Here is an 18,304-nt window from a genome sequence, read left to right as displayed (position 1 = left end):
TTTCTATTAACTTTCTGATTAGAAAACCTGTTCGGCATTGGCGAATTCTACTCTGAAGCAGCTGCGTTTGTCCTGATTGCGACAAAAGTAGAGGTTGGCTCTGGTGGCTTCACAGAGTTCCCGCGCAATATAGAGTCCGAGCCCGGCACCGGAGGAGTCGGTAGTAAAAAATGGTTCGAAAATTTTGTCCTGATGCTCAGCCGGTACTCCGGGACCGCGGTCCAGCACGTCCAGTCGCGCGCACTGGCGCTCGGCAATATAGCTGGCACATATTTCCACTTCGTGAATACCGGTGGCATTGAATGAATGCCGCAGAGCGTTCTGGCACAGGTTGGTGAGCACCTGGCCAAATTGATTGGGATCGAAGCGTGCGAAAACCGGTGAATCCGGCAGTGACAGGGAAACACGGGCAGTTTCCGGTATACCCACACAAAAATCCTCAACAAACAGTGGGAGCCACTGACAGAGGTCCTGGCGCTCAGTGACCGCTGCCTGGCGACGGGAAAGCAGCATGACGTTTTCTATAATCTGGTTCACCCGCTGGCTGTGCCTGCCAATGATATCTGTAAGCTGGCGATCCTCTTCTGCAATAGCGTCGGATTCTGCCAACAGCTGTGCGGCGTGACTGATGGCACCCAATGGGTTGCGGATTTCATGGGCGATGGAGCCGGTCAGGCGGCCGAGGGATGCGAGTTTTAATTGTTGGGCTTCCTGTGCGAGCTTGCGGCTGTCCTCCAGAAATATCAGCGTGCTGTCACTGCCGCGTCCCCGCGGCAGTGTGGTGTAGCTCGCGCGCAACTTGCTGTGGCCGGCACCGTGGATGGTGCCGGTGTGCCTGTCTTGCTGTGCAAGCAGGCCGGCAAGGTCGCGCCGGAGGACGGGGCTCAGTTCGCCGCTGGCCGAGCGGTGGCTACCCAGCATCTGCTGTGCCGCCCTGTTGGCGAGCTCCGCATTGCCGCTGTCATTTAACACCAGAACGCCAGTGCGCATCTGTGCGACGATCTGTTGGGTCAGCCGCTGCAGGTGCGCTGCCTGGCGGCTCTGGGCTTCCGCTTTGCGGTTGGCCAGGCGAATGTGGGTGGAGAGGTACTGCAGTGCACTGACGCAGGTAAACAACAGGATACCGAGGCTGCCGGCAGACACGATGTCCTGGGTCTCGGCAAAGCCTGTCACCAATCCGATCAGCTGCTGGCTGATGACCGCGATACTGGTGATGGCTGCAAGAAAAGCACCCATCCGGCGATCCAGCAGCAATGAGCCCACCGCACAGGTGGTGAGCAGCAGATATCCAACCCCCGAGTCCAGACCACCGCTGGCCTGAATCAGGAGCAGGAAGGTGAGGATGTCACAGCTGAAGATACAGACGATCCGCAGCGGCGTGGTGTGAAAGCCGCGCACAAACAGGTAGCCCAGCCAGGCTACATTGAGTACGGCGTAGGTAATGGCTGTGTTGAGGTAGAGGGTTGGGAAAAGTGTACCGACGGTACCGCGGCTGATACCGGAAGCAAATAATCCGAGCAGGACGAGACCAATAACGACCCGATACCAAGCATAAATACGTAACAGGTCGCGCTGGCGGAAGCGTAAACTTGTCTGGAATTCATGTGTGTGGCCGGCAGTGTTGTCATCACCGGCCTTTGCGGCGGTGGTATCTGATATCGTGCCCGGGGCACTATCCGGTACTGCATGCGTGGTCACTGGGTGCACTCGTTATTGTTTTATCACGGTGTTTGATGACGGAGTTTCATGTCCGAGACCCCGAGCGGACGCCGCGCAGGTTGTGCGTACAGGCGGGGTCGCTACAATAGCCGCCTCGATCCAATGGGGTATAAAGATGTCTACTTTGCAGCTAGTGCTGGCGCAAATCAATCTGCTGGTGGGAGATATTCCCGGTAACACCGACCAGGTAGTCGAAGTTGCGCGCAGGGCGCACCGGGAGCACGGTGCGGACCTGGTTCTGTTCCCGGAGCTGACCCTGAGCGGCTATCCACCGGAAGACCTGTTGCTGCGCCCCAGTATGCAGAAGCGAATCGATGCCGCATTGAAGCAGTTGAAGCAGGCTGAGTTGCCCTGTGCCGTACTGATTGGGTATCCGCGGGTGGTGGCCGGCACTGTATTGAATATGGCGGGCCTGATTCAGGGTGGGGAGCTGGTTGCCGAGTATGCGAAGCAGAAGCTGCCGAACTACCAGGTATTCGATGAGCTGCGTTATTTCGTGCCGGGGGAGCAGGCCTGTGTGGTGGATATCCAGGGGATTCCCACCGCCATTACCATCTGCGAAGACATCTGGCACCCGGAGCCGGTTGCCCAGGCCGAGCGCGCCGGGGCCAAACTGATGCTGAATTTGAATGCGTCGCCTTTCCACCGCGGCAAGGCCCAGGAGAGGCTGAAGTTACTGGCAGGGCAGGCGAAGATGGGCAAGATGCCCATTGTGTATGTGAACTCGGTAGGCGGCCAGGATGAGCTGGTGTTCGATGGGGGTTCCTTTGCTGTGGATGCAGACGGGGAGCTGCGGGCACGGGCCCCGGAGTTTGTGGAGAGCCTGCTGCCAGTGACGGTATCTGCCGACGGCAATGGTAAGGTCAGCCTGAAGCCCGGCAATGACGCCAAGCCCCTCGACGGGCTCGCTTCCGTCTACCAGGCACTGGTGCTGGGCGTGCGGGACTACGTTAATAAAAACGGCTTCAATGGTGTGGTACTGGGGCTCTCTGGTGGTATCGATTCAGCGCTGACACTGGCGATTGCCGTGGATGCCCTGGGCCCGGACCGGGTCGAGGCGGTCATGATGCCATTCCGATATACCTCGGATCTGTCCAAAAACGATGCCGCGGATCAGGCGCATCGGCTTGGTATTCACTATCGTGTCATCAGTATCGAGGGCATCTTCGATGCCAGCATGAGGGCGCTGGCCAGTGAGTTCGCTGGCAGTGAACGGGATACCACCGAGGAGAACCTTCAGGCCCGTGCCCGCGGCATGTTGCTGATGGCAATTTCCAACAAAAAAGGCGCGATGGTACTCACCACCGGCAACAAGAGTGAACTGGCGGTAGGCTACGCCACACTCTATGGTGATATGGTCGGCGGCTACAACGCGCTCAAGGACGTGCCGAAGATTCTCGTGTACGAGCTCGCTCGTTACCGCAACACGGTATCTGAAGTGATCCCGGAAACGGTCATCACCCGCGAACCCAGCGCAGAGCTGGCGCCGGACCAGGTGGATTCCGACAGTCTGCCGCCCTACGAGGTGCTGGATGAAATCCTGCGCCTGTATATCGACCTGGATCTGAGCGCGGCGGATATCATTGCCAAAGGTTTTGATGAAGCCACCGTGATGCGGGTGGTGCGCCTGGTGGATCGCAATGAATACAAACGCCGTCAGGCGGCGGTTGGGGTACGTATCTCCGAGCGTGGATTCGGCCGCGATCGTCGTTACCCGATCACCAATGGCTGGAAGGCGGGCGAGTAAGCATTCACTGCCTGCCTTGCCGGCGGGCACGAGAGGTACAACAGAGAGCTACAAAAAAGGCCCCGCAGCTTGCGCAGCGGGGCCTTTTCGCGTTCAACGGAACAGAAAATCACAGCTCCGGGGGCAGTGGCGCATCTTCTGGCCGGTATTCGGCGTTGTACAGCTCCCGGCTGTCAAAGCCGCGCGGATCTTCCTTCTCGAACAGGCCGAGGGTTACCCAGTGCAGCACGCTGCGGTCCTTGGCGCCCACGTAATACCGGTAGTTGAAGGTGCCATCATCGCGAAACACCGGATGATGGGGATAGTTGGTGCGCAATACCGCCAGCGAGGTGGACTCCAGCTGCGGCATATCCAGCAGGTTATAGGACTGCACCATCACGGCGAGCGCATCCGGAACCGCCGGAGTCTGCTGGAAGTTCTCGACCACATAGCGACCGCGATTGGCGGATGCCAGGTAGGCACCGCGCTTGAAGTAGTAGTTGGCCACGTGGATCTCGTAGCGGGCCAGCAGATTGCGCAGGTGGATCATGCGCTTCTGTGCGTCCGGAGCGTAGCGGCTTTCCGGGTAGCGCGCCATCAGCTGGGAGAAGTAGGCGAAGGACTCACGCGCGGAGCCCGGGTCACGACGGGTCATATCCGTGGGCAGAAAACGCTCAAACAGCCCGCTGCCCTCGGTAAAGGATGCCAAACCCTTCATATAATAGGCATAATCCACGTTGCGGTGCTGCGGATGCAGGCGGATAAAGCGATCCGCTGCACTGATCGCTGCATCGTTCTGATAGTCGCGGTAGTAGGCGTAGATCAGCTCCAGCTGGGCCTGCTCGGCGTAGGTGCCGAACGGGAAATTGTCTTCCAGCGCGCGCAGGTTCTTGATTGCCAGTTCCCACTGGCTGGAACGCAACTGACGCTGGGCCGCCTCGTAGAACGCTTGTTCGGTGCGGTTGCCCGTGGGCAGCCCCTCTTCCTCTTCGTCGGTGCTGGCACAGGAAACGACAAACATTGCCAGAATTGCCAGACACAGAGTTTTCCAGGCTTGCCCATTCCAAGACCTCATGGCCCCTCGCTCTATCATTATTTGACTCAACCTTATTAAACTAGCTGCCCATCAAAATTCACCGGGAGCCGAAGGGCAGCTATTTAACCATACAGCCCCGCCAGCCCAAAGTACCAGTACCCAATGAGCAATCAAATACATATCGATATCAAAGTGCCGGCAGAATGTGCCGGACATCGGTTTGACCAGATCGCAGCGGATTTGATCCCTGACTATTCACGCGCGCGTCTGCAAAACTGGATAAAGGGCGGTCAACTCACCGTCGATGGCCGCTCGGCCAAGCCTAAAGATAAGCTGTTTGGCGGTGAACAGCTGCAATTACGCGCCGAAATGGAGCCCCAGGGGGACTGGGAGGCCCAGCCCATGGACCTGGATGTGGTGTATGAAGATGACAGTCTGCTGGTAATCAACAAACCGGCTGGCCTGGTGGTGCACCCCGCTGCCGGCAATCCTGATGGCACCCTGCTCAACGGCCTGCTGGCCCACAGTGCGAGCCAGCAGAATATCCCACGGGCAGGAATTGTGCATCGCTTGGACAAAGACACCAGTGGGTTGATGGTCGTGGCGAAGACCCTTCAGGCCCAGACCGATCTTGTAGACCAGCTCAAAGCGCGTACCGTGAGCCGTCAGTACGATGCCATCGTTCTGGGTACCCTGAGTGGCGGGGGTACCGTGGAGGCACCCATCGGTCGTCATCGCCAGAACCGCCTGAAAATGGCCGTGGTGAAGGGGGATGGCGGTAAGGAAGCGATTACTCACTACCGCCTGCAGGAGCGCTTTCCCGGTCACACGCTGGTCCGCTGCCAGCTGGAAACCGGCCGCACCCATCAGATCCGTGTGCATATGGCGCATATCCATCATCCGCTGGTGGGAGATCCGCTGTATGGTGGGCGTAACAAGCTGCCGGCCGGTGCTACTGCAGAGCTGATCGAAGCCCTGCAGCATTTCCCCCGCCAGGCCTTGCACGCGGCAGAGCTGGCATTGATTCACCCGGCAACTGCCGAGCCCATGCACTGGTCGGCACCGATACCGAAAGATATGCTGGACCTGCTCGTACTGCTGCGGGCAGAAAGTCATTAAAGTCATCAATGCGTGTTCAGGAAAAGGAACCATAAGGAAACACCATGTCTGCCGATCACTATCTGAAGCCCGACTGGCCAGCACCGGCAAGTGTGCGGGCATGTTTTACCCTGCGCCACGGCGGACACAGTGCAGGCGCCTATGCCGCGTTCAATCTGGGAGACCACGTCGGGGATGACCCGGACGCCGTCGCGGCCAACCGCGCCCGGCTGCAGCGGGAACTGAAACTGCCCAATGCACCGCAGTGGTTGGAACAGATTCACAGCGACAAGGCAGTGGAAGCAAAAGGCGATGGCCAGGTGCGCACTGCCGATGCCAGTTTTACCCGAGACCGGGGCGTGGTCTGTGCCGTGCTGACGGCGGATTGTCTGCCTCTGCTGGTGTGCAATCGCAATGGCAGTGAAGTGGCGGCGATTCACGCCGGGTGGAAAGGACTATGTGGCGGAGTGATCCGCGCGACCATTGCTGCGCTGGAGAGTAAACCCGAGGAGCTGCTGGTATGGCTTGGCCCCGCCATCGGTCCCCAGGCGTTCGAGTGTGGCGTGGATGTACTGGAAGCGGCGTTTGAATCTGCTATGAGCGAATCCCACGCCGAAGCGATTTCAAAATGCTTTGTGCCCCACACCAGAAAACCGCTGCACTTCCTGGCGGATATCTATGCGCTGGGGCGTGCGGAACTGCACGAGCTAGGGGTTACCGAGATCTTTGGTGGTGACCGTTGTACCGTGACGGAAGAACTCGAGTTCTTTTCTTACCGACGGGATGGGGATACCGGGCGGATGGCGTCTTTGATCTGGCTTGAATAGGCCATCTCCTTTGATGCGGGCTTGCGGTAAAAGATAGATGCGCTGCGCTAGTCTACCCTACACTTCTGATCCCCCGCTCTCACCGCAGGGTGGATAAGCGCGGCGCATCCACTAACCTATCAGCAGCTTGAAAACCCGCCACTTGCCCGCAAATTACTGATCAGCACTAGACTGTATTCGTCATTGCGTCCCCGCGCGTCGCCTTTTTCTTTGGGCGGCGGGCTAATGATCAGGAGAGGGCAACAGAACCATGCGCATCGACCGAATGACCAACCCGTTACAGGCCGCCATTGCCGACGCACAATCCATCGCCGTCGGTCGCGACCACAACCAGATTTATCCGGAACACCTGCTGCAGGCATTGTTGGATCAACCCAATGGCAGCGTCACCGCATTTCTCAATCAGGCCGGCTTCAATCTGAACGGCCTGCGCAATGATCTGGCGAAACGCCTCGACAGTCTGCCTACCGTAGGCACACCCACCGGTGATGTGGGAATGTCCCAGGAGCTGATGCGCCTGTTCAATCTGGCAGACAAAAAAGCGCAGAAAAATGGCGACAGCTTTATTTCCAGCGAAACGGTACTGCTGGCGGCATTCGATACTGCCGCGGGCGAAGTTTCTAAAATCCTCAACGCCCATGGTGATCTGAAACATCTGCAGGACGCGATTACCAAAGTGCGCGGTGATGAGAAGGTCAACGACCCGCAGGCGGAGGAGGCCCGTCAGGCGCTGGACAAGTACACCATGGACCTAACGGCCCGCGCTGAGTCCGGCAAGCTGGATCCCGTCATCGGTCGCGACGATGAAATCCGCCGCACCATTCAGGTACTGCAGCGCCGCACCAAAAACAATCCGGTACTGATCGGTGAGCCCGGTGTGGGCAAAACGGCCATCGTTGAAGGTCTCGCCCAGCGTATCGTAAATGGCGAAGTGCCCGAAGGACTGAAAGACAAGCGATTGCTGTCGCTGGATCTCGGTTCCCTGTTGGCCGGCGCGAAATTCCGTGGCGAATTTGAAGAGCGCCTGAAGGCGGTATTGAACGAACTCTCCAAACAGGAAGGGCGCGTCATCCTGTTTATCGACGAGCTGCATACCATGGTCGGTGCCGGTAAAGCCGAAGGGGCGATGGATGCGGGTAATATGTTGAAACCCGCACTGGCGCGCGGTGAGTTGCACTGCGTCGGTGCCACCACCCTGGACGAGTATCGAAAGTACATTGAAAAAGATGCGGCACTGGAACGTCGTTTCCAGAAGGTACTTGTGGATGAACCCACGGAAGAAGATACCATCGCCATTTTGCGCGGCCTGAAAGAACGCTACGAAGTGCACCACGGCGTAGATATTACCGACTCCGCCATTATTGCCGCCACCAAACTGTCCCAGCGCTATATCACCGATCGCCAGTTACCGGACAAGGCCATCGATCTGATCGATGAAGCCGCCAGCCGTATCCGCATGGAGATCGATTCCAAGCCGGAGGAAATGGATAAGCTTGATCGTCGCTTGATTCAGCTCAAGATCGAGCGAGAGGCGGTAAAGAAAGACAAAGACGATGATGCGGCGAAAAAACGTCTGGAAAAGCTCGAAGAAGATATCGACAAGATCGAAAAAGAGTACGCAGACCTGGAGGAAATCTGGAAGGCGGAAAAAGCCAAATTAGCCGGCAGTGCAGATGTGAAGAACAAGCTGGAGCAGGCCAAACTGGATATGGATGCCGCGCGCCGCGCAGGCGACCTGACGCGCATGTCAGAGTTGCAGTACGGCGTTATCCCGCAACTGGAGGAACAGTTGAAACTGGCGTCGGACACCAGTAACGATAGTGAGAATCAACTGTTGCGCAATCGCGTTACCGACGAAGAGGTGGCGGAAGTGGTTGCCCGCTGGACCGGAATCCCGGTGTCTAAAATGCTCGAGGGCGAGCGGGAAAAACTCCTCAAAATGGAGGATGCCCTGCACGACCGCGTCATCGGCCAGGGCGAAGCCGTGGAGGCGGTGTCCAATGCCGTGCGCCGTTCTCGCGCGGGGCTTTCGGACCCGAATCGGCCGAATGGCTCCTTCCTGTTTCTCGGTCCCACCGGTGTGGGTAAAACCGAACTGTGCAAGGCACTGGCGGAGTTTTTATTCGACACCGAAGATGCCATGGTGCGCATCGACATGTCTGAGTTTATGGAGAAGCACTCCGTCGCGCGGCTGATCGGTGCGCCTCCCGGCTATGTTGGTTATGAGGAAGGCGGTTATCTCACCGAAGCAGTACGGCGCAAACCTTATTCGGTACTGTTGCTGGATGAGGTGGAAAAAGCGCACCCCGACGTTTTCAATATTCTGTTGCAGGTACTGGAAGATGGTCGTCTGACCGATGGCCAGGGTCGGACCGTCGACTTCCGTAACACCGTGGTGGTAATGACGTCTAATCTTGGATCAGACCTGATCCAGAAATACGCCAGCGCTCGTGACGATGACGAGGTGGACAGCGAAATCCACTACCGTCAGATGAAGGCGGCGGTGATGGACGTGGTGGGAGAACATTTCCGCCCCGAGTTTATCAACCGCATCGATGAAGTCGTGGTTTTCCATCCGCTGGACCGCGCCGAAGTGCGCTCCATTGCGGAAATCCAGCTGCAGAATCTGCACAAGCGATTGTTGGAGCGGGACCTGAAGTTGGAAGTCTCCGAGGAGCTGCTCAACAAACTTGCGGATGTTGGTTTTGATCCAGTATACGGCGCACGACCGCTGAAGCGTGCGATCCAGATGTGGCTGGAGAATCCGCTGGCGCAGGATGTGCTTTCCGGAAAATTTGCTCCGGGGGATACCATTCACGCATCACTGGAAGGAGACAGGGCGGTTTTCAGTAAATAGAGCCGAGGTTTTCGCGAAGGTAGCGGTGCCGGGTATTCATTTGTGATACCAGCAAAAACAGGATGTTTTTGCTGGGCCCCTTGGACCGAAAGCGCCGTGAACACATGGAACGGCTGGGCTGGGTTGAGTGGGGTGCGCCTAGCTCGTATCCCACAAGCGGATACCCGGCGGCGTTACCGCCACATACTTTATTACGAAGTAGTCATCCCCAAATGGATTTGATGTATGGCACTCGCAGGGCAGATTTTTAACCGGCGCATGCTGTGGATGCTGTTGGGCTGTCTGCTGGTGTTCGGCGGTATTTTTGCGTTCAAAATGTTCGGCAGCTACATGATGAACCAGGCGCTGGACAACATGGCGTTGCCACCCGCTACTGTGACTACCGCACCGGCAGAGCAACAGCGTTGGCAAAATACCCTGAGCGCAGTGGGCAGCGTGCGCGCTGTCAATGGTGTGAATGTGACCACGCAGGCTCAGGGAGAAGTTGAAGCCATCTATTTCGAATCCGGCCAGCAGGTGGAAAAAGGCACGGTGTTGGCGGAGCTGACCGCCGCCCCGGAAACCGCGCAGATCGAAGTGCTGGAGGCGGAGCGGCGTCTGGCGGAGCGGGATTTCAAACGTATTTCCGCCCTGTATGAAAAAGGCGTGGCCACCCTGCGCGAACTGGATCAGGCTCAGGCGACCCAGGATCAGGTGATGGCCAATCTGGCGGTGCAGCGCGCCACCATTCGCGAGCGTACCATCAGCGCACCATTTTCCGGTCAACTGGGTATTCGCCAGATCGACCTGGGGCAGAATGTGGCTCCGGGCGATGCAGTAGTTTCCCTGCAGCAACTGCAACCCATCTTTGTGGATTTCTCTCTATCCGAGCGGGATTTTTCCCGCGTGCAACAGGGGCAGGAAATCGCACTGTCCGCGACCGCCGTTCCGGAGAAGACGTTCCAGGGGCGGATTACCGCCATTAACCCCGCCATTGATCCCCGCAACCGAACCTTTGTCCTGCAGGCCACACTGGAAAACAGCGAGCGGTTGTTGCGCCCGGGGATGTTCGCGGATGTTTCCGTCAAAGTGGAAAACTTCCGTACTGTCGTCGTGGTGCCGCGCACGGCAATCAGCTACGCCCCCTACGGCAATTCCATTTTTGTCATACGCAAAGCGGATAAAGCGGCCTGGAAAGAGGCCCATGAGGGGGCAATAAACCGTCAGGGGGAAGAAGTGCAGCCTCCGGACTGGATCGCCATAAAGCGCTTTGTGAAAACCGGAGAGGTGCGCGGTGATCTGATCGAGATAACCGAGGGCGTGCAAGCCGGTGAGCAGGTGGCAACCAGTGGACTGCTCAAGCTGCGCAACGAGGGCGCGGTGATTATCAATAATGAAAACCCGCCACCGGAGCAGCTGGCACCGAAACCGGATAACAGTTAGCGGTCGCCGAAATCAGGCAAGGATGCCGAGTGAATTTTACCGATATCTTTATTCGCAAACCGGTACTGGCCTGTGTGGTCAGTCTGTTTATTTTTCTGCTCGGCCTCCGCTCAAGCACCGAGTTGAATGTGCGCCAGTATCCGGAGTTGGAAAATGCCGTCATCACCGTCACCACCGTGTATGTCGGGGCAGATTCGGATCTGGTGCAGGGCTTTATCACCACGCCGCTGGAACAGGAAATTGCCAGTGCCGACGGGCTCGACTATATCGTGTCCACCAGTGTGCAGGGTATATCGGTGATCCAGGCCTACGTGCGTCTGGATTACGATCCCAACGAGGTGCTCACCCAGGTCGTGGCCAAGGTGAACAAGCTGCGCAACGAGCTACCGGAGGAATCTGAAGATTCCACGGTGGATCTCGCGGTAGGTGAGACGATTGCCGCCATGTACCTGTCGTTTTCTTCGGAGATCCTGGATAACAACGAGATTACCGACTACATCACCCGGGTGGTCCAACCCAAGCTTTCTACCGTTGCCGGTGTACAGCGCGCCGCGCTGCTGGGTAACCGCACCTTCGCCATGCGTGTCTGGCTGCGGCCGGAGGCCATGGCAGCCCAGGGCGTTACCCCGGGTGATGTGAGCAACGCGCTGCGGCAAAACAATGTGCTGGCAGCGGTGGGGAAAACCAAGGGTACGCGGGTGGCCATCGATATCCGTGCAGATACGGATATCGCCTCGGAAGCCGACTTTCGCAGGCTGGTGGTACGTGCCGATGACGATCAGCTGGTGCGACTTGAAGATGTGGCCGAAGTAGAGCTGGGGTCCGAATCCTACGATACCTCGGTCACTTTCAACGGGCGATCGGCCACCTTTGTCGCGGTGGAGGTTGCACCGGATGCCAATGCGCTGGATGTGATTGCCGATGTGCGCGAAAAGCTGCACGGGGAAATTTTCCCGCAGCTGCCCGAGGGGATGATCGGTGATATCCCTTACGACAGTACCGAGTATATCCAGGATTCCATCAACGAAGTGATCAAGACCATCGCCGAGGCGGTGTTGATTGTAATCGTGGTGATCTACCTGTTTCTGGGGTCCCTGCGCAGCGTGATCATTCCAGCGGTGGCGGTGCCCCTGTCTCTGGTCGGCGCCATGTTCCTGATGTTGTTGATGGGCTTCTCCATCAACCTTCTGACCCTGTTGGCCATGGTCTTGGCCATCGGCATTGTGGTGGACGATGCCATTATCGTACTGGAAAACGTGCATCGCCATATTGAGGAGGGGATGTCGCCACAGGACGCGGCGTTAACCGGGGCGCGGGAATTGGCCTGGCCCATTGTGGCGATGACCACCACCCTGATTGCGGTATATCTGCCTATCGGTTTTCTCGGTGGGCTGACCGGCACGCTGTTTGTGGAGTTCGCTTTTTCCTTGGCCGGTGCTGTATTGCTTTCCGGGGTGGTAGCGTTGACGCTGTCGCCGATGATGGCGGCTAAGGTATTGAAGCCGCAGGACGGCAAGCGCAGCAATCGTTTCGAGGCCTGGCTGGAGCGGCGCCTGGACGGGCTGGAATCCGGTTACCGCCGCCGCTTGCACAGTGCGCTGGATGATCGGCTGGTGATCCTGCTGTTTGGCTTGATCGTGCTGGCCAGCTGCTACTTCCTGTTCATCACCTCCCCCAGCGAACTGGAACCGAAGGAGGACCGCGGGTTTGTACTCGGCATCGCCAGCGCAGATTCTTTCGCTACCATCGACTACATGGAGCAGTACACCAAAGAAATCAACGGCGTGCGCGACCGTCACCCGGAAGTGGAAAACCTGTTTCTTCTGAACGGCGTGGGCGGGTCTGGAGACAGCAGCAACAGTGCTATTGCCGGTTTCGTGTTGTCTTCCTGGAACAAGCGCGACAAAGATACCCATGAAATGCAGGTGCTGATCAACAATGAGGTATCGCAGATCGCAGGCCTCAAAATCGCCACTTTTGTGCCGCCCAGCCTGCCTACCGCCGGTGGCAACCTGCCGGTGGAGTTCGTCGTGGGCACCACCGAGCCCATTGCCAGCCTCGCCGGGTTTGCCGATGAAATCATGGAGCGGGCACTGGAGAGCCGCAAGTTCATTTTTCTCGATTCAGATTTGAAGCTGGATAAGCCACGTTTTTCCGTAGTGATCGACCGCGACAAGGCCGCGTCCATCGGCGTGACCATGGCGGATGTGGCGCGGGAACTGGGGGCAATGATGTCCGGCGCTTACACCAATCGCTTCTCGCTGGAAAACCGCAGTTACAAGGTGATTCCCCAGGTAGTGCGGGCGGACCGCCTCAGCGGGGATCAATTGAAGCAGTACTATATCCGCGCCGGTGACGGCACCCTGCTCCCCCTTTCTACGCTGGTGCGCTTGCGGGAAACCGTAGAGCCCCAGCAGCTGAAGCGCTTTCAGCAATTGAACGCGGTGACCATCTCCGGAGTGCCGCGCCCGGGGATTCCCCTCGGCGAGGCGCTGGCGGTATTGGAATCTGCGGCCGAGGAAATTCTGCCGCGAGAATACTCCACCGATTACTCGGGCCAGTCACGCCAATTCAAAAATGAAGGCTCCGACCTGCTGCTGACTTTTTTCTTTGCACTGGTTGTCATCTATCTGGTGCTGGCCGCGCAGTTCGAATCATGGCGCGACCCACTGATCATGCTGGTGACGGTGCCCATGAGTGTGTGTGGGGCAATGATCTTTGTCAGTCTCGGACTGACTACCCTGAACATTTACACCCAGGTCGGGCTGGTAACCCTGATCGGGGTGATTTCCAAGCACGGTATTCTGATCGTCGAGTTCGCCAATCAGTTGCAGTTGCAGGGGCGCAGCAAGCGCAAGGCGATCGAAGAGGCGGCCTCCATCCGTTTGCGCCCGATCCTGATGACCACCGCCTCTCTGGTGCTGGCAATGGTCCCGCTACTGATTGCTGCAGGGCCGGGGGGCGGTGCGCGTTTTGCCATGGGCTTGGTGGTGGCCTCTGGTATGACTATCGGTACGCTGTTTACCCTGTTTGTGGTGCCGGCGATGTATCTGTATCTGGGGCGGGATTATGGTGTGCAACAGGAAGCAGGCGAGGGAGCATCCGGGCGGGGCGCCGCAGACACAAGTCCGTCTGCGGGCCAGTGATGAACAGGACTGGAATCAGGTCAGCAATTGGATTGGAGGACTTGTCGGGTCCGCTGAATGCGCTCCTGCCTTTCCTCTTCCGGTAATACCCGATAGCTGCCGTCTGCGGAAACTTCGCGCACCCGGGCGTGGGATTCGAGTTCCTGCAGGCGCTGCTGCGCACTGCGACAACGCTGGGAGCGGGCAGCAAGCTCTGCCTTGGTGTTGTCGGGTTGCTCCTGTTGCTGCTCTTGCTCTGGTTGGGCGGTGTCCGCTGGCTGCGGTTTGTCTTCCGCGCTCGCACCGGTGGCAAGCTGTTGCTTGGCGATGAGGGCATTCTGCTCTTCCTGCCATTGTTTGTAGCGCTTGGATTTGGGTTTTTTAACCACTTCCACCTGATGCTTTTTCGGCGGTTGGGAACCGTAGTGAATTACGCCGTTTTCATCTTCCCACTTGTAGATACCATCGGCGTGGGTGAGCGTTGCCAGGCTGAGAGTCAGAGCCGCAATCAAAATGCGCATGGGCTGCATCCCTGTTTTGATCTGAGGTGTTGTTGTGTTTGTCCGCTGCCATTGTAACGGTGGGATGTGTGCTTCTCGCAACCCAGTTAACAATTTGTCCAGCAAAGCGGTCACGGGATGTCTGTACGTGTGTCAGATCTGCCTTCATCTATTGACACGCTGGTCACAAGCTGGACAATTTGTTGTTCGCTCGGCGAAGTAGATGTCACCACAACACCCTGTGGAAAGCACTCTCTCACCGGCGGGTTAAGCGCCCGCCATCCCCTGCCGGGCAGGCCCTCCCCATCTGGAGGCCTTGGAGCTGACGACCTTTTCCGCATGGGGCGGGCTCCGCGCAGTTTGCTGTCACCGTTAAGTTATCCTAAAAAACGGGTTAAATCTGCGTTTAAGGCTGATATTTATCACGCTTTTCCTTTAGAATCGCCGTCTGGCTTTCGCTCGGACCGGCTATTCTGTTGGTTCTGGATGATGCGGATCCTAATATTCTGAGATTTTGAGGGGGCTCAAGTGGAATTACTCTCCGGCGGCGATATGTTGGTTCGCGCGCTGCAGGATGAAGGGGTAGATCTGATTTTCGGCTATCCCGGTGGGCAGGCGTTACATATATACGATGCCATCTTCCGGCAGAAGGGCATCAAGCACGTGCTGGTGCGTCACGAGCAGGGGGCAACGCACTCTGCGGATGGCTATGCCCGAGCTACTGGTAGGCCCGGTGTGGTGCTGGTGACTTCGGGCCCCGGTGCCACCAATGCCATCACCGGTATCGCCACCGCCTACATGGATTCGATTCCCATGGTGGTGATCTCCGGCCAGGTTCCCAGGGATAAGATTGGTGAAGACGCCTTTCAGGAAACCGATATGGTGGGCTGCTCGCGGCCAATCGTGAAACACAGTTTCCTGGTCAAGAAAGCTGAAGATATCCCCGAGGTGATCAAGAAGGCGTTTTATATCGCTACTACTGGTCGTCCCGGTCCGGTGGTGGTCGATATCCCCAAAGATGTGACCAATCCGGTGGAGCGTTTTCCGTATCAGTATCCGGAAAAGCTGCGCATGCGTTCCTATACGCCGGCGGGCAAAGGGCACGCGGGCCAGATCCGCAAGGCAGTTGCACTGCTGCTGTCGGCGAAGCGTCCGGTGATCTACGCTGGCGGCGGTGTTGTGCAGGGCGATGGCTCCGAGCTACTGACCGAGCTGGCCCAGCGCCTCAATTACCCGGTCACCAATACCCTGATGGGGCTGGGTGCTTATCCGGGAACTGACAAGCGCTTCCTGGGCATGCTGGGCATGCACGGTACCTTTGAGGCCAATACGGCCATGCACCACGCGGATGTGATTCTGGCGATCGGTGCGCGGTTTGACGACCGGGTAACCAATACCCCGAGTAAATTCTGCCCCGGTGCCAAGGTGATTCATGTAGACGTGGATCCGGCCTCTATTTCCAAAACCATCACCGCAGATGTGCCGATCGTCGGTACCGTGCAACAGGTGTTGAAGGAAATGCTGGAGATGATCAAGGCCGCGAAAGAGTTGCCGGATCAGTCGGCTATCGTCGACTGGTGGCGTCAGATTGATGACTGGCGTGAGCGCCATGGTCTGTACACCGCCCCGCGCTACCGCACCGATGGCGACATGATCATGCCGCAGGAAGTGATCAGTGCAGTGCATCAGATCACCGAAGGTGATGCCTATGTGACCTCCGATGTGGGTCAGCACCAGATGTTTGCGGCCCAGTATTACCTGTTCGACAAGCCCCGTCGTTGGATCAACTCCGGCGGCCTCGGCACCATGGGCTTCGGCCTGCCGGCAGCGCTGGGGGTGAAAATGGCATTCCCGGACTCGGAGGTGGTCTGTGTAACGGGTGAGGGCAGTATCCAGATGTGTATCCAGGAACTGTCCACGGCGACCCAGTACAACCTGCCGGTAAAAATCCTGTGTCTCAATAACCAGGCTCTGGGCATGGTGAAGCAGTGGCAGGAAATGCAGTACGAAGGGCGCCTGTCCAACAGTGTCTATGAAGAGTCTCTGCCCGACTTTATCAAGCTGGCAGAGTCTTACGGACACCTGGGCATGAAGATCGAACATCGCGACGAGCTGCACGACAAGCTGTCCGAGGCCTTTGCGATCAAGGACCGCACCGTGTTTATCGACGTTTACGTCGATCCGTCGGAGCACGTCTATCCCATGCAGGTTATGCCAACTGGCTCCATGCGGGATATGTGGCTCAGTAAAACGGAACGGACGTAAAGGGAGGTAAATAGAATGCGCAGAATCATTTCAGTTCTGATGGAGAACGAACCCGGCGCGTTGTCCCGTGTGGTTGGTCTGTTTTCACAGCGAGGCTATAACATCGAAAGCCTTACTGTTGCGCCAACCGAAGATGAGACCCTGTCCCGTCTGACGCTGACAACCATCGGGAATGACCACAAGATTGAACAGATCACCAAGAATCTGAACAAATTGATCGATGTGGTAAAGCTGGTGGATCTTACCGAGGGCGCTCATATCGAGCGTGAACTGCTGTTGGTCAAAGTACGCGCGACGGGTGCCCAGCGGGATGAGGTCAAACGCAGTGTTGATATCTTCCGCGGTCAGATCGTCGATGTCACCAGCAACATGTATACGGTACAGATTTCCGGTACCAGTGAGAAACTCGATGCTTTTCTGCAGGCTCTGGGCGAGCACACGATCATGGAAGTGGTCCGCTCTGGCGTCTCGGGAATTGCCCGCGGCGAGAAAGTACTCAGCGTCTGAGAATCAATGAATCAACCGCTGACCAATCAGCGGGTCAAACCTTTTAAGTACACACACGTAGGAAGTAAGTTATGCAAGTTTATTACGATAAAGACTGTGACCTTTCCCTGATCAAATCCAAAACCGTCGCCATCGTTGGCTACGGCTCCCAAGGCCACGCTCACGCGAATAACCTGAAAGATTCCGGTGTGAGCAATGTGGTTGTGGGTCTGCGTAAAGGCTCTTCATCCTGGGCGAAGGCGGAAAAGGCGGGTCTGCGTGTGGCCGAAGTCGCCGATGCCGTAAAAGATGCCGATGCCGTAATGATCCTGACCCCGGATGAATATCAGGCTTCCGTCTACCGTGAACAGGTTGCTCCCAACCTGAAATCCGGCGCTGCACTGGCATTTGCCCACGGCTTCAACGTGCACTTTGAGCTTATCGAACCGCCGAAAGATGTCGACGTGATCATGATCGCCCCGAAAGGCCCGGGTCACACCGTACGTTCCACTTACCTGGAAGGTGGCGGTGTGCCGACATTGATCGCCATTTACCAGAATGCGTCTGGTAACGCTAAAGAGCTGGCGCTGTCCTATGCTTCCGCTAACGGCGGTGGTCGCTCCGGTATCATTGAAACCAACTTCCGTGAGGAAACCGAAACCGATCTGTTCGGTGAGCAGGCGGTACTGTGTGGCGGTGTTTCCGCGCTGGTTCAGGCGGGCTTTGAAACCCTGACCGAAGCGGGCTATGCGCCGGAGATGGCGTACTTCGAATGTCTGCACGAGCTGAAACTGATTGTTGATCTGATGTATCAGGGCGGCATCGCGGATATGCGCTACTCCATTTCCAACACCGCTGAGTACGGTGACTACGTCACTGGTCCCCGCATCGTTACCGAAGAGACGAAGGCAGAAATGAAGCGTGTGCTGAAGGACATCCAGACCGGTAAGTTCGCCAAGGACTTTATGCTGGAATCCCTGGCTGGTCAGCCGCGCCTGAAGGCTGAGCGCCGCATCGGTAGTGAGCACCAGATTGAAGAGGTAGGCGCAAAACTGCGTTCGATGATGCCCTGGATCAAAGCCAACAAGATCATCGACAAGACCGAAGGCAACAGCTGATAACCCGCAATCAATAGCGGTGAGTTGGTAAAAGCGGCGGGGCTCCACAGCCCCGCCGCTTTTTTTTTGTCGCTCTGCCACTGTACACTCGCTGGCAGAACAACCTAATACGGAGCCGTTATGAG

13 protein-coding genes (1 of these 13 only partly in view) are annotated in these 18,304 nt (G+C 57.4%); 10 read left to right on the top strand and 3 right to left on the bottom strand.

Going from position 1 to position 18,304, the window contains the following annotated elements; genetic code table 11:
- Positions 1-18: 18 nt before the first annotated feature.
- On the bottom strand, positions 19-1,698 hold the full coding sequence (locus tag LPW13_RS11665; RefSeq protein ID WP_230435583.1) for a sensor histidine kinase: 1,680 nt from the start codon (positions 1,696-1,698) through the stop codon (positions 19-21).
- 136 nt (positions 1,699-1,834) lie between these two features.
- Between LPW13_RS11665 and LPW13_RS11660 the strand changes: the two genes are divergently transcribed.
- Positions 1,835-3,466, top strand: coding sequence for an NAD+ synthase (locus LPW13_RS11660; protein ID WP_230435581.1), 1,632 nt, complete (start codon positions 1,835-1,837; stop codon positions 3,464-3,466).
- Between the two features lie 109 nt (positions 3,467-3,575).
- On the opposite strand, the gene LPW13_RS11655 is transcribed toward LPW13_RS11660, so the two are convergent.
- On the bottom strand, positions 3,576-4,520 hold the full coding sequence (locus tag LPW13_RS11655; protein ID WP_268932638.1) for an outer membrane protein assembly factor BamD: 945 nt from the start codon (positions 4,518-4,520) through the stop codon (positions 3,576-3,578).
- A 123-nt stretch (positions 4,521-4,643) separates the two neighbouring features.
- Here LPW13_RS11655 and rluD point away from each other — a divergent pair, with 123 nt between their 5' ends.
- From rluD to LPW13_RS11630, 5 genes are all read left to right on the top strand, one after another.
- Positions 4,644-5,600, top strand: coding sequence for a 23S rRNA pseudouridine(1911/1915/1917) synthase RluD (gene rluD, locus LPW13_RS11650; protein WP_230435577.1), 957 nt, complete (start codon positions 4,644-4,646; stop codon positions 5,598-5,600).
- A 44-nt stretch (positions 5,601-5,644) separates the two neighbouring features.
- On the top strand, positions 5,645-6,406 hold the full coding sequence (gene pgeF / locus LPW13_RS11645) for a peptidoglycan editing factor PgeF (protein WP_230435576.1): 762 nt from the start codon (positions 5,645-5,647) through the stop codon (positions 6,404-6,406).
- Positions 6,407-6,656: 250 nt separating this feature from the next.
- Entirely contained in the window at positions 6,657-9,263 is a 2,607-nt protein-coding gene (gene clpB / locus LPW13_RS11640; protein WP_230435574.1) for an ATP-dependent chaperone ClpB, read from the top strand.
- A 225-nt stretch (positions 9,264-9,488) separates the two neighbouring features.
- Positions 9,489-10,685, top strand: a complete 1,197-nt coding sequence (locus LPW13_RS11635; RefSeq protein ID WP_230435572.1) for an efflux RND transporter periplasmic adaptor subunit — start codon at positions 9,489-9,491, stop codon at positions 10,683-10,685.
- 29 nt (positions 10,686-10,714) lie between these two features.
- Entirely contained in the window at positions 10,715-13,831 is a 3,117-nt protein-coding gene (locus LPW13_RS11630; protein ID WP_230435570.1) for an efflux RND transporter permease subunit, read from the top strand.
- Between the two features lie 20 nt (positions 13,832-13,851).
- Here the strand turns inward: LPW13_RS11630 and LPW13_RS11625 are convergent, their stop codons facing one another.
- Positions 13,852-14,331, bottom strand: a complete 480-nt coding sequence (locus tag LPW13_RS11625; protein ID WP_230435568.1) for a DUF4124 domain-containing protein — start codon at positions 14,329-14,331, stop codon at positions 13,852-13,854.
- Positions 14,332-14,838: 507 nt separating this feature from the next.
- On the opposite strand from LPW13_RS11625, the gene LPW13_RS11620 reads away from it, so the two are divergent.
- The 4 genes from LPW13_RS11620 to pssA form a co-directional block, all read left to right on the top strand.
- Complete coding sequence (locus LPW13_RS11620) at positions 14,839-16,575, top strand: acetolactate synthase 3 large subunit (RefSeq protein WP_230435567.1); 1,737 nt, start codon at positions 14,839-14,841, stop codon at positions 16,573-16,575.
- Positions 16,576-16,590: 15 nt separating this feature from the next.
- Positions 16,591-17,082 carry an acetolactate synthase small subunit gene (gene ilvN / locus LPW13_RS11615; RefSeq protein ID WP_230435565.1) on the top strand — a complete coding sequence of 164 codons (492 nt, stop codon included), beginning with the start codon at positions 16,591-16,593 and terminating at the stop codon, positions 17,080-17,082.
- 71 nt (positions 17,083-17,153) lie between these two features.
- Positions 17,154-18,179, top strand: coding sequence for a ketol-acid reductoisomerase (ilvC, locus tag LPW13_RS11610; protein ID WP_230435563.1), 1,026 nt, complete (start codon positions 17,154-17,156; stop codon positions 18,177-18,179).
- A 120-nt stretch (positions 18,180-18,299) separates the two neighbouring features.
- Positions 18,300-18,304, top strand: partial view of a CDP-diacylglycerol--serine O-phosphatidyltransferase gene (pssA, locus tag LPW13_RS11605; RefSeq protein WP_230435562.1) — the 5' portion only. 910 nt of this gene lie beyond the right edge of the window; the window shows 5 of its 915 coding nt (coding positions 1-5); the start codon lies at positions 18,300-18,302; the stop codon falls past the right edge of the window.

Source organism: Microbulbifer celer, from assembly GCF_020991125.1.
In the GTDB taxonomy this organism is placed as follows: domain Bacteria; phylum Pseudomonadota; class Gammaproteobacteria; order Pseudomonadales; family Cellvibrionaceae; genus Microbulbifer; species Microbulbifer celer.
The sequence above is the reverse complement of the archived record's forward strand: the minus strand, read 5'-3'. Positions and strand labels throughout refer to the sequence as shown.